This window comes from Stenotrophomonas sp. 2619 (genome assembly GCF_040548725.1).
Classification (GTDB): Bacteria; Pseudomonadota; Gammaproteobacteria; order Xanthomonadales; family Xanthomonadaceae; genus Stenotrophomonas; species Stenotrophomonas maltophilia_AP.
The window spans coordinates 336,174-351,534 of record NZ_JBEPSF010000001.1 but is presented as its reverse complement, the minus strand read 5'-3'; the positions used below and the strand labels follow the sequence as shown (position 1 = coordinate 351,534).

18 protein-coding genes and 1 other RNA gene are annotated in these 15,361 nt (G+C 67.0%); 11 read left to right on the top strand and 8 right to left on the bottom strand.

The annotated features are described in order from the left end of the window. Positions 1–155: 155 nt before the first annotated feature. From dnaK to hrcA, 3 genes are all read right to left on the bottom strand, one after another. Positions 156–2,084: a molecular chaperone DnaK gene (dnaK, locus tag ABIA71_RS01705; protein ID WP_354282577.1), complete on the bottom strand. Its 1,929-nt coding sequence runs from the start codon at positions 2,082–2,084 to the stop codon at positions 156–158. Positions 2,085–2,300: 216 nt separating this feature from the next. Beyond that, the gene (grpE, locus tag ABIA71_RS01700; RefSeq protein WP_038688923.1) at positions 2,301–2,816 is read right to left on the bottom strand and encodes a nucleotide exchange factor GrpE; all 516 of its coding nucleotides are present in this window, start codon (positions 2,814–2,816) and stop codon (positions 2,301–2,303) included. Between the two features lie 84 nt (positions 2,817–2,900). Continuing rightward, positions 2,901–3,968 carry a heat-inducible transcriptional repressor HrcA gene (gene hrcA, locus ABIA71_RS01695; protein ID WP_159496492.1) on the bottom strand — a complete coding sequence of 356 codons (1,068 nt, stop codon included), beginning with the start codon at positions 3,966–3,968 and terminating at the stop codon, positions 2,901–2,903. Between the two features lie 111 nt (positions 3,969–4,079). Between hrcA and recN the strand changes: the two genes are divergently transcribed. Then, positions 4,080–5,741 carry a DNA repair protein RecN gene (gene recN, locus ABIA71_RS01690; RefSeq protein ID WP_159496491.1) on the top strand — a complete coding sequence of 554 codons (1,662 nt, stop codon included), beginning with the start codon at positions 4,080–4,082 and terminating at the stop codon, positions 5,739–5,741. A 120-nt stretch (positions 5,742–5,861) separates the two neighbouring features. Here the strand turns inward: recN and ABIA71_RS01685 are convergent, their stop codons facing one another. Further along, complete coding sequence (locus ABIA71_RS01685; RefSeq protein WP_354282574.1) at positions 5,862–6,779, bottom strand: LysR family transcriptional regulator; 918 nt, start codon at positions 6,777–6,779, stop codon at positions 5,862–5,864. Between the two features lie 95 nt (positions 6,780–6,874). Between ABIA71_RS01685 and ABIA71_RS01680 the strand changes: the two genes are divergently transcribed. Next, positions 6,875–8,116, top strand: a complete 1,242-nt coding sequence (locus tag ABIA71_RS01680; RefSeq protein ID WP_354282572.1) for an SGNH/GDSL hydrolase family protein — start codon at positions 6,875–6,877, stop codon at positions 8,114–8,116. A gap of 105 nt (positions 8,117–8,221) precedes the next feature. Here ABIA71_RS01680 and fur read toward each other — a convergent pair whose 3' ends face one another. Beyond that, on the bottom strand, positions 8,222–8,638 hold the full coding sequence (gene fur / locus ABIA71_RS01675; protein WP_038688936.1) for a ferric iron uptake transcriptional regulator: 417 nt from the start codon (positions 8,636–8,638) through the stop codon (positions 8,222–8,224). A gap of 103 nt (positions 8,639–8,741) precedes the next feature. Here fur and ABIA71_RS01670 point away from each other — a divergent pair, with 103 nt between their 5' ends. After that, positions 8,742–9,134, top strand: coding sequence for an outer membrane protein assembly factor BamE (locus tag ABIA71_RS01670; protein ID WP_128096165.1), 393 nt, complete (start codon positions 8,742–8,744; stop codon positions 9,132–9,134). Between the two features lie 17 nt (positions 9,135–9,151). Here ABIA71_RS01670 and ABIA71_RS01665 read toward each other — a convergent pair whose 3' ends face one another. Both ABIA71_RS01665 and ABIA71_RS01660 read right to left on the bottom strand, forming a co-directional pair. Next, positions 9,152–9,412: an RnfH family protein gene (locus ABIA71_RS01665; RefSeq protein ID WP_128096164.1), complete on the bottom strand. Its 261-nt coding sequence runs from the start codon at positions 9,410–9,412 to the stop codon at positions 9,152–9,154. A gap of 3 nt (positions 9,413–9,415) precedes the next feature. Further along, on the bottom strand, positions 9,416–9,844 hold the full coding sequence (locus ABIA71_RS01660) for a type II toxin-antitoxin system RatA family toxin (protein ID WP_128096163.1): 429 nt from the start codon (positions 9,842–9,844) through the stop codon (positions 9,416–9,418). Positions 9,845–9,903: 59 nt separating this feature from the next. Between ABIA71_RS01660 and smpB the strand changes: the two genes are divergently transcribed. The 8 genes from smpB (at position 9,904) to ABIA71_RS01620 (ending at position 14,138) form a co-directional block, all read left to right on the top strand. Beyond that, complete coding sequence (gene smpB / locus ABIA71_RS01655; protein ID WP_038688943.1) at positions 9,904–10,407, top strand: SsrA-binding protein SmpB; 504 nt, start codon at positions 9,904–9,906, stop codon at positions 10,405–10,407. Next, the gene (locus tag ABIA71_RS01650; protein ID WP_354282568.1) at positions 10,404–10,841 is read left to right on the top strand and encodes a GNAT family N-acetyltransferase; all 438 of its coding nucleotides are present in this window, start codon (positions 10,404–10,406) and stop codon (positions 10,839–10,841) included. Before smpB ends, ABIA71_RS01650 begins: the two co-directional genes overlap by 4 nt. Before the next feature lie 93 nt (positions 10,842–10,934). Continuing rightward, on the top strand, positions 10,935–11,294 hold the full coding sequence (locus ABIA71_RS01645) for a hypothetical protein (protein WP_159496485.1): 360 nt from the start codon (positions 10,935–10,937) through the stop codon (positions 11,292–11,294). 49 nt (positions 11,295–11,343) lie between these two features. Next, entirely contained in the window at positions 11,344–11,706 is a 363-nt protein-coding gene (locus ABIA71_RS01640) for a DUF6713 family protein (protein ID WP_354282566.1), read from the top strand. A 93-nt stretch (positions 11,707–11,799) separates the two neighbouring features. Then, on the top strand, positions 11,800–12,708 hold the full coding sequence (locus ABIA71_RS01635) for a tetratricopeptide repeat protein (RefSeq protein ID WP_354282564.1): 909 nt from the start codon (positions 11,800–11,802) through the stop codon (positions 12,706–12,708). A gap of 114 nt (positions 12,709–12,822) precedes the next feature. Further along, positions 12,823–13,222: a transfer-messenger RNA gene (gene ssrA / locus ABIA71_RS01630) on the top strand. A gap of 155 nt (positions 13,223–13,377) precedes the next feature. Then, positions 13,378–13,521 (top strand): hypothetical protein, encoded by a 144-nt coding sequence (locus tag ABIA71_RS01625; RefSeq protein WP_354282562.1) that lies wholly within the window; start codon positions 13,378–13,380, stop codon positions 13,519–13,521. A gap of 98 nt (positions 13,522–13,619) precedes the next feature. Further along, positions 13,620–14,138 (top strand): hypothetical protein, encoded by a 519-nt coding sequence (locus tag ABIA71_RS01620; RefSeq protein ID WP_354282560.1) that lies wholly within the window; start codon positions 13,620–13,622, stop codon positions 14,136–14,138. 398 nt (positions 14,139–14,536) lie between these two features. Here ABIA71_RS01620 and ABIA71_RS01615 read toward each other — a convergent pair whose 3' ends face one another. Continuing rightward, positions 14,537–15,262 carry an enolase gene (locus ABIA71_RS01615; protein WP_354282558.1) on the bottom strand — a complete coding sequence of 242 codons (726 nt, stop codon included), beginning with the start codon at positions 15,260–15,262 and terminating at the stop codon, positions 14,537–14,539. Positions 15,263–15,361: the final 99 nt, after the last annotated feature.

The window sequence follows — 15,361 nt, the reverse complement described above, 5'->3', positions numbered from 1 at the left end:
AATCGGTATCCGGAGGTCGGGATTCGTCAAAGCGGAAGAGCGGAACCACGTCCGCTCTTTCGTCGGGCGCCCCGACAAACCGTGCTACGGCTGCCAGGACCCAGGGGAAACGACAACGGGACGTTGCCTGCGCAACGCCCCGTGTCTGGGCCGGATCAGGACTTCTTGTCGTCCTTGACTTCGGTGAACTCGGCATCGACCACATCGTCGTGCGCGCCGTTGTTGGCACCGGCGTCCGGGCCCGGGGCGGCACCGCCCTGGTCGGCCGCGGCCGAGGCAGCGAACAGCGACTGGCCGGCTTCTTCAAGCACCTTCGACTTGGCTTCGATCTGCGCCTTGTCGTCGCCCTTCATGGCGGTTTCCAGGTCGGCCAGGGCCGACTCGACCTTGCCGATCACATCGCCACCGACCTTGCTGCCGTGTTCGGTGATCGCGGTACGGGTACCGTGGATCAGCGCGTCGGCCTGGTTGCGGGCCTGGACCAGCTCATGGAACTTCTTGTCTTCTTCGCGGTTGGCTTCGGCGTCGGCGACCATGCGCGCGATCTCGTCCTCGGACAGACCCGAACCGGCCTTGATCTCGACCTTCTGTTCCTTGTTGGTCTTCTTGTCCTTGGCCGACACGTGCAGGATGCCGTTGGCGTCGATGTCGAAGGACACTTCCACCTGCGGCATGCCGCGCGGCGACGGCTCGATGCCGGACAGGTCGAACTTGGCCAGCGACTTGTTGAAGCGGGCCTGCTCGCGCTCACCCTGCAGCACGTGCACGGTCACGGCCGACTGGTTGTCCTCGGCGGTGGAGAACACCTGCGAGGCCTTGGTCGGGATGGTGGTGTTCTTTTCGATGATCTTGGTGAACACACCGCCCATGGTTTCGATACCCAGCGACAGCGGGGTCACGTCCAGCAGCAGCACGTCCTTGACGTCGCCGCCCAGCACGCCGCCCTGGATCGCCGCACCCAGTGCCACGGCTTCGTCGGGGTTGACGTCCTTGCGCGGTTCCTTGCCGAAGAACTCGGTGACGGCCTGCTGCACCTTCGGCATGCGGGTCTGGCCGCCGACCAGGATCACTTCGCTGATGTCGCTCGAGCGCAGGCCGGCGTCGTTCAACGCCACGCGGCACGGCTCGATCGACTTCTTGATCAGCTCTTCCACCAGCGCTTCCAGCTTAGCGCGGGTCAGCTTGATGTTGAGGTGCTTCGGGCCCGACGCGTCCGCGGTGACGTACGGCAGGTTCACTTCGGTCTGCTGGGCGCTGGACAGCTCGATCTTGGCGCGCTCAGCGGCGTCCTTCAGGCGCTGCAGGGCCAGCGGATCCTTGCGCAGGTCGATGCCCTGGTCCTTGTTGAACTCGTCCACCAGGTACTCGATGACGCGGTTGTCGAAGTCTTCGCCGCCCAGGAAGGTGTCGCCGTTGGTGGCCAGCACTTCGAACTGCTTCTCACCGTCGACGTTGGCGATTTCGATCACCGACACGTCGAAGGTGCCGCCGCCCAGGTCGTACACCACGATCTTGCGATCCTTGTTGTCGCCCTTGTCCAGGCCATAGGCCAGCGCCGCGGCGGTCGGCTCGTTGATGATGCGCTTGACGTCCAGGCCCGCGATGCGGCCGGCGTCCTTGGTGGCCTGGCGCTGGCTGTCGTTGAAGTAGGCCGGCACGGTGATCACCGCCTCGGTGACGGTCTCACCCAGGAAGGCTTCGGCGGTCTTCTTCATCTTCTCCAGCACGCGGGCGGAGATTTCCTGCGGGGCCATCTTCTTGGCGTCGCTGGTCTGCACCCAGGCGTCGCCATTGTCGTGGGCCAGGATGCCGTAAGGCACGTGCGCGATGTCCTTCTGGACTTCAGCGTCGGTGAACTTGCGGCCGATCAGGCGCTTGACGGCGTAGAAGGTGTTCTTCGGGTTGGTCACGGCCTGGCGCTTGGCCGAGGCGCCGACCAGCACTTCGCCGTCCTTGGTGTAGGCGACGATGGACGGGGTGGTGCGGTCACCCTCGGCGTTTTCGATGACGCGGGCCTTGCCGCCGTCCATGATCGCCACACACGAGTTGGTGGTGCCGAGGTCGATACCAATGATCTTGCCCATGAGGGAGACTCCTGAAATGTCGGGGAACATCCGGCAGTTGCCGGGTTATGAATGGGATGTGTGGGACGCCGGGAGAACTTTCAAGCCATCCACCAAACACAGTGTCCGATGGCGGCCCAACGTGTTCAGCGTCGGTAGAGCCGGGCTCTGCCCGGCTGACCGATACCCGGCTGGCCGACGACCGGCTGGCCGAAGACCGGCTGGCCATCGCCCAGATCAGTCGCGGGCCACAACCACCAGGGCCGGGCGCAGCAGACGATCGTTGAGCAGGTAGCCCTTCTGGAACACCTGGACCACGCTGCCGGGCGCCGCGCCGGGCGCGTCGACCTGGCTGATGGCCTGGTGGTGGTCGGGGTTGAAGGCCTGGCCGGTCGGGTCCAGCAGGGTCAGGCCGTTGTCGGCGGCGACCTTGAGCAGCTGCTTGTAGGTCAGCTCCAGGCCTTCGCGCAGCGGGCTGGGCTCGGCACCGGCGCTGTTGAGGCCGGCGTCCAGGCTGTCGAACACCGGCAGCAGCTCGCCCAGCAGTTTTTCGTTGGCGAAGCGGCGCGCCTGTTCGACGTCGCGGGCCACGCGCTTGCGCTGGTTGTCCAGGTCGGCACGCTCGCGCAGCGATTCGGCGCGCAGCAGGGCCACTTCATTGTGCAGGCTGTCCAGCTGCTGCTGCAGGGACGGCTCGGCAGCCGGTTCACCGGCGGGATTCTGGGATGCGATATCAGGCTGATCTTGGTTCATTTCCGGATCCTTGGCGGTGACTCTCCGCCTCCACCCACCCCTATGTGGGCGCGGGGTGCCGTTTCAAGAGTCCAGTCGCGGGTTTTATGCGCGATCGCGGGACAATCCACCGCCGGCCGGGTCGGCCAGCGCCGCGCCCAGCACCTGGGCGGTGGCCTCCACCAGCGGAATCATGCGGTCGTACGCCATGCGCTTGGGTCCGATCACCCCCAGCACGCCCAGCACCTGGCCGCCGGCCGAATACGGCGCAGTGACCAGCGACACGCCTTCCAGCGGCATCACCCCGGTCTCCTCGCCAATGAAGATGCGTACCCCCGGCGCCTGGATGGTGCGCTCGAGCAGCTGCAGGATCTCGCGCTTGCTGGCGAACACCTCGAACAGCTCGCGCAACCGCTCCAGGTCGGACAGGTCCTGCACGCCCATCAGCCGGGTCGCGCCGGCCAGCACCATGTCGTCGGCCGGCGGCACCAGCGCCTGTTCGGCCAGTTCGATGCCATGGGCCAGCAGCTGTTCCATTTCCGACTGCGCGTCGCGCAGCTCCAGCAGCAGCCGCTGGCGGATCTCCGACAGGGGCCGCCCGGCGCAGTTGGCGTTGAGGTAGTTGGCCACCTGTTCCAGCTCGCCGGGGCCGAAGCTGCGGCGGGGCTCGATCACCCGGTTCTGCACTTCGTTGTCGGCAAACACCAGGATGGCCAGCACCCGGCGCGCGTCCAGCGCCACGAAATCGATATGCCGGAAGGCGAACTGCTCGCGCCGCGGCGCGCTGACCACGCCGACGAAGTGGCTCATCGCCGACAGCAGCTCCGAGGCACTGCCCAGCAGGGCCTGGGTGCCGCTGCCGCTGGCCAGTTCGGTGCGCAGCCGGCTCAGCTCGCCCTCGCCGGGCGGCTGCATCTTGACCAGGCTGTCCACGAACACCCGGTAGCCGTGCGCGGTAGGCACCCGCCCGGCCGAGGTATGCGGGGAGCTGAGCAGGCCCAAGTCTTCCAGGTCGCCCAGGATGTTGCGGATGGTGGCCGGGCTGACATCCAGCCCAGCCAGCCGCGCCAGTGTCTGCGAGCCCACCGGCTCGCCGTCCTGGATGTGGCGGGCGATCAGCGTCCGCAGCAGGTGGCGGGCGCGGGGCGCAAGATGTGACGCAGTGGGATGCATGGAATCAGCCTGTGAGACGCCATCCTAGATAATGGCTCCGGGGACCGAAGGCAAGTTATTGGAGCTGTCCCCGCCCCATGCTAGCGTTGCGCGGCTCAAGAACAGACAACCATGCTCAAACATCTATCGATCAAGGATTTTGCCGTCGTCCGTGCTACCGAACTCGAATTCGGGCCGGGCATGACCGTGGTGTCCGGCGAAACCGGCGCCGGCAAGTCGCTGATGGTGGACGCCCTCGGCTTCCTGTCCGGGCTGCGCGCCGACAGCGGCGTGGTCCGCCACGGCGCCGCCCGCGCCGAACTGTCGGCCGAATTCGCCCCCGGCGAGGACGCCCCGGCGCGGCGCTGGCTGCGCGAGAACGAACTGGACGACGAGGACCAGTGCCAGCTGCGCCGGATCATCCGCGCCGACGGCGGCTCCCGCGCCTGGATCAACGGGCGCCCGGTCACCCTCACCCAGCTGACCGAACTGGCCTCGACCCTGGTCGAAATCCACGGCCAGCACGAACAGCAGGCCCTGCTGGCGCGGCCCTCGCAGCTGGCGCTGCTGGATGCGTTCGCGCGCAACGACGCCGAGCGCGGCCAGGTCCGCCAGGCCGCCGCACGCTGGCAGGCGCTGGTGGACGAAGCCGAAGCGCTGTCGCGCCAGGGCGATGTGAGCGACCGCATCGGCTACCTGGAACACCAGTTGGGCGAGCTGCAGCGCGAAGACCTGGAGCCGGCCTCGATCGCCCAGCTGGGCAGCAGCCACCGCCGCCAGGCCCATGCCAGCGCCCTGATCGCCGCCTGCGATGTCGCCGTGGCCCGCCTCAATGGCGACGAGGACACCTCGGCACTGCAACTGCTGCAGCAGACCCGCCACGAACTGGCCCGCGTGGCCGAACACGACCCGCGCCTGGGCGAGGTGGACGCCCTGCTCGACAGCGCGGCCATCCAGCTGGACGAGGCCTTGGCGTTGCTGGACCGGGTGCATGACGACCTGGACGCCGACCCCGAGCAGTTCGAGGATATCGAACGCCGGCTGGGCCGCCTGCATGATCTGGCGCGCAAGCACCGGGTGCCGATGGAGACGCTGGGCGAGCACCGCGACGCCATGGAAGCCGAGGTCGAGCAGCTGCGCGGTGCCGACACCCGCCTGCAGGCGCTGGCCGGGCAGATCGAGCGCGCCGCCGGCCAGTGGCAGACCGTGGCCGACACGCTCAGCGCCAGCCGGCGCAAGGCGGCCAAGGCGCTGTCGGACACCACCACCACCCTGATCGGCGAGCTCGGCATGGGCGGCGGCCAGTTCCTGATCGATATCGAGCCGCAGGCCGTGGCCAAGCCCGACCCGAACGGCGCCGAGCGCGTGGAGTTCCTGGTGGCGGCCAACGCCGGCCAGCCACCGCGCGCCCTGCGCAAGGTCGCCTCGGGCGGTGAACTGTCGCGTATTTCACTGGCCATCGAGGTGGCGGCGCTGGGCCTGGACGCAGTGCCGACCATGGTCTTCGACGAAGTGGATTCGGGCATCGGTGGCGCGGTGGCCGACATCGTCGGGCACAAGCTGCGCGCCCTGGGCGAGAAACGTCAGGTGCTGTGCGTCACCCATCTCCCGCAGGTCGCCTCCAAGGGCCACGCCCATTACCGGGTCAGCAAGGCCCCGGTGGACGGCATGACCCAAAGCGCCGTGGAAAAACTGGACCCTAAGGCCCGCGAGGAAGAACTGGCGCGGATGCTGGGCGGCGTGGAAGTCAGCAAGGAAGCCCGCGCGGCAGCCCGCAAGCTGCTGCAGGTTTGAGGCGGGGTACCGACCACCGGTCGGCATCTACCGGCGCGACCCGGTAGTGCCGGCCGCTGGCCGGCTCCCCGCGATGCCGGCTCCCCGCGGACCCGGCTCCGCCCGCTGCCCCCTACCCCCTCACCCCAACGGCTTGGCCAGATCCACCCGTTCCACCAGGTAATCCAGCAGCGCACGCACCCGCAGCGGCAGGTACCCGCCCTGCCCCTGGAACACCGCATGCACCTCTTCCAGATCGCCCGGATTGGCCGGCTCCAGCACCGGCAGCAACCGCCCGGCCGCGACATCGGCCTGCACCTGGAACGCCGCCAGCCGCGCCAGCCCCACGCCCCCCAGCACCAGCCGGCGCAACGCCTCGCCGTCGCTGGCACGCGCACTGCCGCCGGTCTGCACCACCCGCCGCTCGCCGTCGACCAGCAGCGGCCAGCCGGACTGCGCACGCGGGTGGGCGATATCCAGCCGGTTATGCACCAGCAGGGCCTCCACGTCCTGCGGCATCCCGTGCCGCGCCACGTAGGCGGGCGCGGCCACGATCATCATGCGGGTCGCCCCAAGCCGCCGCGCCACCAGGCTGGAGCTCTTCAAGGGTCCGGCGCGCACGGCCACGTCGGTGCGCTGCTCCAGCAGGTCGATCACCTCGTCGGTCAGCACCACGTCCACACCCACCTGCGGATGCGCGGCCAGGAAACCGGGTAGCAACGGCAGCAGAAAGTGGTGCCCGAACGGCACATTCGCATTGACCCGCAGGCGCCCGCGCGGCGCGGCATGGGCACTGGCGCAGCGTTCGGCCTCGTCCAGGTCGGCCAGCACGCGCAGTCCGCGCTCATAAAAGGCACAGCCTTCGGGGGTCAGCTGCAGCTGCCGGGTGGATCGCTGCAGCAACCGCGTGCCCAGCCGCTGTTCCAACCGGGACACCAGCTTGCTGACCGCCGAAGGGCTCAGTTCCAGCGAGCGCGCCGCGGCCGAGAAGCCGCCGGTTTCGATGACCCGGACGAACACTTCCAGTTCGCCAGAACGGTTGATGTCGGTTCCTGCCATGAGGTGAATCCAGTTCACAGATGATTGTCCGCGAGCAGTCTAGTTCACAGATGCAGCGAAGATCACGATGGCCGTCCCCTCCAATGGATTGCCCGATGAACGCCCTCACCCGCCTCACCGCCGCCGCCCTGCTCGCCGCATCGACCCCGGCGTTCGCCCAGGCACCCGCCCCCTGGGTGGCCAGCTGGCAGGCCAGCCCGCAGCCGGTCTGGGACGCGTCGTTCCTGTTTCCCACCCTGATCCCGGCCGCCCTGGAAGCGCAGACCGTCCGCCAGACCGCCCGCCTCAGCCTCGGCGGCAACCAGTTGCGGATTCGCCTGAGCAACGCCTACGGCACCACGCCGCTGCGGATCGGCGCGGCCAGCGTGGCCGGTGCCGACGGCCAGGCACCGCTTGCGCTGACCTTCGAGGGCCACGCCGGCACGCAGATCGCCCCGGGCCAGGCGCGCCTGAGCGACCCCGTGACGCTGCCCACCCACGACCTGCAGGCGGTACAGGTCAGTGTCTACGTGCCCGCGCACACGCCGCTGCACACCTTCCATTGGGATGGCCGCCAGACCGCGTTGATCGGGGTCGGCGACCAGACCCTGGCGCCGCGGATGGACACGGCGTCCACCACCACCGCGCGCCTGTTCGTGACCGGAATCGAGGTGCAGGCCGCCGCCGCTGCCCGCAGCGTGGTGGTGATCGGCGACTCCATCACCGATGGCGCCACCGCCAGCCTGGACCGCGACCAGCGCTGGACCGACCACCTGGCCGCACGGCTGGCCCCGCGGGGCGTGGCGGTGGTCAACGCCGGCATTTCCGGCGGACGGCTGCTGCGCGATGGCATGGGCGATGCGGCCACAACCCGCTTCCAGCGCGACGTACTGGACGTGCCCGGCGTTGCCAGCGTGATCGTGCTGATCGGCATCAACGACATCGCCTGGCCGGGTACCGCGTTTGCCCGCGGTCAGGCCCGGCCCGGCCTGGACGAGCTGCAGGCGGGCTACCGCACGCTGGTCGAACAGGCCCATCGCCGGGGGTTGCGCATCCTGGGCGCTACCCTGCCGCCCTTCGCCGGCGCCCTGCCCGGCACGCCGTTGGACGACTACTACCAGCCGGGCAAGGACGCCCTGCGCCAGCAGCTCAACGACTGGCTGCGCACGGACAGCCCGTTCGATGCGGTGATCGACCTGGACGCGGCGCTGCGTGATCCGGCCGATCCCTCACGGATCGCGGCGGCCTACGACTCCGGCGACCACCTGCACCCGGGCGACGCGGGCAACCGGGCGATGGCCGAGGCGGTGGATCTGCAGGAACTGCTTCCCTGGGCGCAGCCTGTGGCACCGCGCTGACAACGAAAAACCCCGGGGCAGCAACGAAAAACCCCGGGCTAGGGCCCGGGGTTCGATCACGCACAGTGCCTGGCAAGGGTGGCCTCACGGCCACCCAACGGGCCGTTACTTGCGCTTCTTGCGCACGTACAGCACCAGCGAGTGCTCTTCCAGCTCGTAACCGTGGTCAGCCGCGATCTTGCGCTGCAGCTCCTCGATTTCGTGGCTTTCAAATTCGATGATCTTGCCGCTGTCCACGTCCACCATGTGGTCGTGGTGGCCGCCGCGGTCCAGCTCGTAGACGGCCTGGCCGCCCTCGAAGTTGTGCTTCAGCACCAGGCCGGCGGCCTCGAACTGGGTCAGCACCCGGTAGACCGTGGCCAGGCCGATCTCGTCACCGTGCTCCAGGAGCTGGCGGTAGATGTCTTCGGCGGTCATGTGGTGCTGATGATTCTGGGCATTGCGCTGCTCAAGCAACGCCAGGATCCGCATCCGCGGATGGGTCACCTTCAGGCCGACTTTGCGCAGGTCGTGGGTTTCCATAGTTCTCCGTTCATTGGCGATTTAGCGCCAGCTGCCTCGGATTGGGTCGCGGCGACGCGTCGTGAGTGTATCATCGACTGGATTTCCCCAAACGCCATTCCCGATGCGCAATCTCCTGCTGGTCGCCGCCGTTGCCCTGTCCACCACGGGCTGCGGCATCATCTATAAGCAACCCATCTATCAGGGCAACCTGATCCGGGAGCAGGCCGTCGGTCAGCTGCAGGTGGGCCAGAGCAAGCAGCAGGTCAACGCTCTGCTCGGCACCCCCTCGATCCCGGACCCGTTCCACGCCCAGCGCTGGGACTACACCGCCAGCGAGCGGGTCAACCGCCTCGGCCAGACCGAAGTGAAGAACTTCACGGTCTACTTCGAGAATGACCAGGTCACCCGCTGGGACGGCGAGTACTTCCCCAACCGGGATGCCGAGCTTGCCAAGTCCAGCGTGCGCCAGTTCGGCCGCAACCTGGCCAAGGACAAGAAGAAGCGCGGCCGCTGAGCCAACCTGACCCGGCGTCAGCTGCTGGCGCGGGCGCGCCGGCGGCGGTTGTCCTTGGGGTCGGCCAGCAGCGGGCGCAACAGCTCGACCCGGTCTCCATCGCGGAGCAGCTGGGTCGGTTGCGCCAGCACCCCATGCACGGCCACCGCCGGGCACAGCGCACTGCCCTCCAGCGCAGCGGCAGCGATGGCCTCGCCCACCGTGGCCGTCGCGGGCAACTGCAGCGGCCGCGACAGCACCCGGTCTGGCCAGGCCAGCACCACCTCCACCGCAATCACGGCTCAGTCCTGCGCATCGGCGACGCTGACGAAGTCGTTGACCATGCGGTCGGCCAGGCCCTGGAAGCCCAGCGCCAGCGCCGGCCCCAGCAGGCGCGAGGTGGGTTCGAACTCCAGGGTCAGGCTGACCTTGCAGGCATCCTCGGCCAACGCATGGAATTCCCAGCGCCCGTGCAGGCGCTTGAACGGCCCGTCGCGCAGCTGCATATCAATGCTGCTCGGGCGCTGCAGGGTGTTTTCGGTCATGAACCAGGTCGAGAACGCGCCCAACCCCAGGTCCAGGCGCGCCACCAGGCGGTCCGGTCCGGATTCCAGGATCTGCGCAGCCGAACACCAGCGGAAGCGGCGCGGATAGGCATCGATATCATTGACCAGGTCAAACATGCGGGCAGCCGAATGTTCGACCAGGGCACTACGGCGGATAGTTGGCATTTCGATTACTGATTGCTGATGAATCGACCGGGGAGGCCCGAATCGGAGACAATACGGACATGAGCAAGAACAGCGGCAAGGATAAAGCAAAGAGCGCGACGGCCAACAAAACCATCGCGCTCAACAAGCGTGCCCGCCACGAGTACCACATCGAAGATCGCTTCGAGGCCGGCCTGGCCCTGCAGGGCTGGGAGGTCAAGTCGATCCGCGCCGGGCGCGGCAACATCGTCGATGCATACGCCTACGTGCGTGACGGCGAGATCTTCCTGATCGGGGCGCAGATCACCCCGTTGATCCAGGCCTCCACCCACGTGGTGGCCAACGACCGCCGCGAGCGCAAGCTGCTCCTGCATCGCAGCGAGATCGACAAGCTGATCGGCCGGGTCCAGCGCGACGGGTACACGATCGTGCCGACGGCCATGTACTGGAGCAAGAACAAGATCAAGCTTGAGGTCGCGCTGGCCAAGGGCAAGCAGACCCACGACAAGCGCGACGCCGAGAAGGACCGCGACTGGGCCCGCGAGAAGTCCCGCACCATGCGCCGCCACAACCGCGACGCGTGACCGCCCCTGCCCCGCCACCCCGTATCGAACCGGCCACGGCCGACGACGCGGCGGCGGTGTTTGCGGGGCTTCGCGCGTTCAACGACGCCGCCTGCGGCAGTGCACTGGACGACCGCCCCCTGCATCGGGTGATCCGCGACGCGGACGGGCAGCCCTGTGCCGGCCTGGTGGCCGATGTCTACGGCGGCTGGCTGATGGTGCACGCCCTGTGGGTGGACGCCAGCCAGCGCGGCCGTCGGCTGGGCCAGGCCCTGCTCGCCGATGCCGAGCAGCAGGCGGCCGCGATGGGAGCGCATTCGGTCATGCTCGATACGTTCTCGTGGCAGGCCGAGGGCTTCTACCTCAAGCAGGGCTATGAGGTGTTCGGGCGGCTGGAGGACTTCCCGCCGGGGCATCATCGAAGCTACCTGCGCAAGCGGCTGGCCAGCGCCTGAGCGCACCCGGCCGGGCGCCGTGCGCACTGCATTTTCCCGCAGCGCACCCACAAGTGTCAGAATCCCCGCTTATTACCCAGGCTGGAGCGTTGCGTGACACAGGAAATCCCCCAGGAAACCACCGCGAGCGCGGACCCGATCGACGAAATCAAGGCCGATATCGCCGCCTATGAGTCGATCTTCGCCGAGCTGACCCGCGCGATGGATCCGGCCGCCCTGCTCAAGGTGCTGACCTACCTGGGTCGCAATGCCAAGCGTGACGCGTCGGAAAAGCAGACCTTCGACACCCTGGAGCACCGCCGCCTGATCGCGCGCGTGGACGCGCTGATGGCGCAGGTCCAGCCGGAAGCCCGCAAGCAGGCCATTTCCCAGCGCAACGAGCAGAACCACCAGCGCAAGCTGAAGGCCAAGCACCAGGCCGACAGCAAGCGCCAGCGCGAAGGCAAGCGCTGAACCAGCGCGGCAAGCAGACAAGACAGGAACGGACCCCTGCCGGCACCCCATGGAAAAGAGTTACTTCGCCACGCTGCTGGCCCTGATCGCGCACCAGATCGACGCCGCCTACTGGCATGAGTGGGACCTGTTCCACCTGCCGGGCGGCGTGCAGGGCTACCTGCTGTTCAACCTGCTGGCCCTGCCGGTGCTGCTGCTCGGTTACCGGCATGTCGTGCTGGGCAGCCCGCAGGCGCGGATGTACGCGCGGACCTGCGCCGCGCTCGGGATCGCCACCTTCCTGATCCACGCCAGCTTCGCCGCGGCCGGCGAGCGCAGTTTCCACCTTCCCCTGTCCATCGCGATCATTGCCGCCTGCCTGCTGGCCGGCCTATGGCTCGGGTGGCGCAGCCGGCGCACCGCGTCGGCCTGAGCCAGACCACGCCCCCCCCCGGCAACGGCAGGCGCTGTACGAACTACCGGTGGCCCTTTCGGGATGCACCCCATGCCGCAAAGGACATTCACGATGCGCACGTTGACCCCACTGCTGTTGTTCTGTGCGTTGGCCGCCACGGCGACCGCGGCGACGGCCGCCAAGCCCGCCGCCATCCCCGCGATGCACGCCTGCACGGCCGACGAAGCGGACCGCCGACGCATTGGGGACGACCGCATGGAAGCCCCCGATGACGCCGCCAGCATGAAAGGCACGGCCCTGCAGGAACCCGACGGCGCCCTGGCCGAGGCCCATCTGTTCGGACGGGGCACGCCGCCCGACCTGACCCGCGCGATCACCCTGTACCGCCAGGCCGCAGCGCAGGGCAATGCGGAGGCGATGCGCCGGCTGGGTGACATCCACGCCATCGGCGGCCCCATCAACCGCTACAACCGCTACCCCGCCGGCGCCCAATGCATCGCGGTCGACCTTCCCGAAGCGGCGCGGTGGTACGTGAAGGCGGCCGAGGCGGGCGACGCACTCGCACAGGAACAGCTGGCCATCGCCTACCTCGCCGGGCTGGGCGTCGACCCCGATCCGGTGCAGGCCGAACGCTGGCTGGAGGCGATCGGCAAAGAGCGCCGCGCCCATGCGGTGTTCTACCTGGCCGACCAGTACCTGTATGGCCGCGGCGATGTCGTGCCACGGGACCTGGCCAAGGGCGCGCATTACACGTTGATCGCCGCCGAACTGGGCCACCCGCCCGGTCTGGCGCAGCTCGGCGCGCTGCACGAGCACGGCACGGGCGTCGAGCAGGACGACGTGAAGGCCTACGCCTACGCGCTGGCGGCGCACGACCAGGGGCTTCCGATCGAGGACCACCAGTTCGCCAACCAGGTGGCCACGTTCCAGGCCCGCATGACCGAGGCCCAGCAGGCCGAAGCGCTACAGCTGTTCCGCAGCATCCGCCAACTGCTGCACAGCGACGGGACCTACCTGTAAGCCCACCCCGCGCGCACCGACGTGCTCGCGTGACTGTTCAGCTGGAGTGGAGTAGCATTGGCCCCGTCAAGTAGCGTCTGGGTCGCCAGATGTCTTGCGGTTCTTGAAGAAACCGGGGGTGCATTGGTTTCGACGGGGGTTGTGAAGTTACTTGGTGCATGCCGAGGGGGCAGCTTTCCTCGTTAATCCAGCAGCAAACTTTTAGTTGCCAACGACGACAACTACGGTTCGGACTTCGCAATCGCCGCCTAAACAGCAGCAGTTGCTTTAGTTCTACAGCCGCCTAAGGCGAACCCCCGAACCTACTTGTGCCCGTGCTCGTAGATGTAGGGTCATTATCACGGAACCGGTTGTGATGGCTGCCTGTCAGTCACGACTTAACTAAAGCAGGCTGGTCCTGGGGTGCGCTTTGCACGCCGTGCTGCCACAGGGCGAGATTCAACGGCGAGCTAAGCATGTAGTACCGGGGATGGAGTGCCTTCGGACGGCGGTTCAATTCCGCCCACCTCCACCATTAGACGGTCCCACAAGGACCACAGAAAGCCGGAACTTCCCGTCAAACAGGGGTTCCGGCTTTTTTGTTGTCCGATCGCAAATATGACGAACTTGGCAGTCTGAACGTAGAAAACACGTACAGCGCCAATTTCTCTACCTTTTATGCAGTCGCGCGTGCCACGCCCTTCCCCGCGCCCTGACGACACCAAGGCAATGCTGCTGGCCAGCGAGCCGCAGGAGACGGAGGCCTACCGCCTCAGCCGCGGGGTGAACACGCCGCGGAACGACGCCGAGGAACTGCTGGACACAGCAGCCTGACATTCGGCTCCTGGAGACGCGTTGGGTCCTCGCCCAGGCAGCAGGGGAAGTTCGGCGATAAGCTTGAGTTGTGCGAACCACAACACAAGGAGAGCGTTATGCGCGCATTTCTGTTGACCGTACTTGCTGGCGTTGCCACCGCATTTTTTGCCCCAGCGTGGGCTCAGCAGCCGACTTCCGTGCCGCAAGCCCGACACCCGGACCCCGACGCCTTCAACGATGCACATGCTCGGTTCGAAGCGGAAGACGCGGCTCGGGGAAAGCCGGAGAAAACCTGGCTCTATACAGAAGTATCCATCCCTGGCGAGAGAGTTGATGCGTTCGTCATCCGGGTGGCGCCTCGCGCACTAAAGGCGTCGCAGTCAGCCAAGGCGACGCTGTGTGGCGAAATCATAGGAGCCCGTCTTTTTCAGATCTACTTCAAAACTGATGGATACGTGAGCACCTGCGATGTGCCGAAGAGTACCCTGCCCTACGTACTGGTGAACGGAACTGCTGCCGACGCACGCGAGAATCACTTTTCCCAGGAGAACTGGACGCGCCCCGGATACCTGATCACCCCGTGGTCGGTGGAGTATCAGGACGGCGTCAGCAAGCGGCCGCGCGCCCTGCGCTAGTGGTTGCGCCTGTCCAGGATGAGCGCTGCCGGCGAGCACGTTGGCCATCTGCAGCGCACGCAGGTACTTGTATCGCGAGTCGAATATCACCCGGTCATTGGCGGGGTTGCGGAGCAATGGTCCGGGCTTCATCGCCAGACACTCCCAGCCGGGGTCGATCTGATCAACGATCCGCCTTCACCCCGAATGCGTGCACCGATGGCGATGTTTCAGTACCTCCCATAGACCAACGTGCCGCTCCGACTATAAAAGGGGGTTCGCCAATGAATAAGATCAAGTGATCGTGTTTCCATCGTCTGAGAACACAGGCGAGGCGTTGTAATCCGGTTCTGTCGTCGAACCATTGAACCGGGAGCGCGCCCTTTCGCCCGCAGCCTCAACACCCCGCACGCCCTCCATCAGGTCCAATCAAACGAGAACAACACAGTGCGGCTGTCCGGCTCATACAGCATCACGATGGCATCCGGGCCGGTGGCACACCAGTTGTAACCGGCAACCGTGGCGACCGCAAAGAACGGCCTGCCCGCTCGGGTGATCCGCACATTCTCTGCATCGGCCGCTTGATCACGTTCGTACATCAACGGATCCAGCCACAGCTCGAACGCAGACGGAATGGGCGAGGTCTCGGTCCAGTTCCCGTCGGGGATCTGTCCACCGAGCGTGTCCAGGTAGGCCTGCTCGTTCGGCCCGCCGTCACCAAAGTGCGAATAGCTGGCCAGGCGCCCATGCTCCTTGAAGTAGGCCTTCGCCCTTGCGTAGCTGTCGCGCATTTCGCCGATGTGCTCCACCAGTTCTGGGTCCTGCACCTTGTCCCCCAGGAAGTAGCCCGCTTCGCCAAGGAAACGCATACGGTTGTCGGTCGTCAGCTCGAACGCGATCCAGTTGGTGCCGATGCACGCGTTGTGATGCGCCTCGGTCTCTTCGCCGAGGCATCCTTCATAGGGTTCGACCGGGCACAGCATCGTGGCCACGGTACCCGTCAGTTCCGGACGCAGAATGCCCAGGTCCACGGAGATCAGCGGCAGTAAATGCGCCGCCAACCAGGCCTGCCCCGGAACGAATACGTCGACAGGAAATGGGGTGAGGCCCGGCTGGAGCTCGCGGATATCGGTCTGGTAGAACATGGCGGTCCCTGCATGAGAAAAAGGCGAACGATACGTCGTAGTGTGCACCCTGCCGGCGAGCGCCGGAAACGCGGCGGCTGTGACTGCGCGAAAAGCACC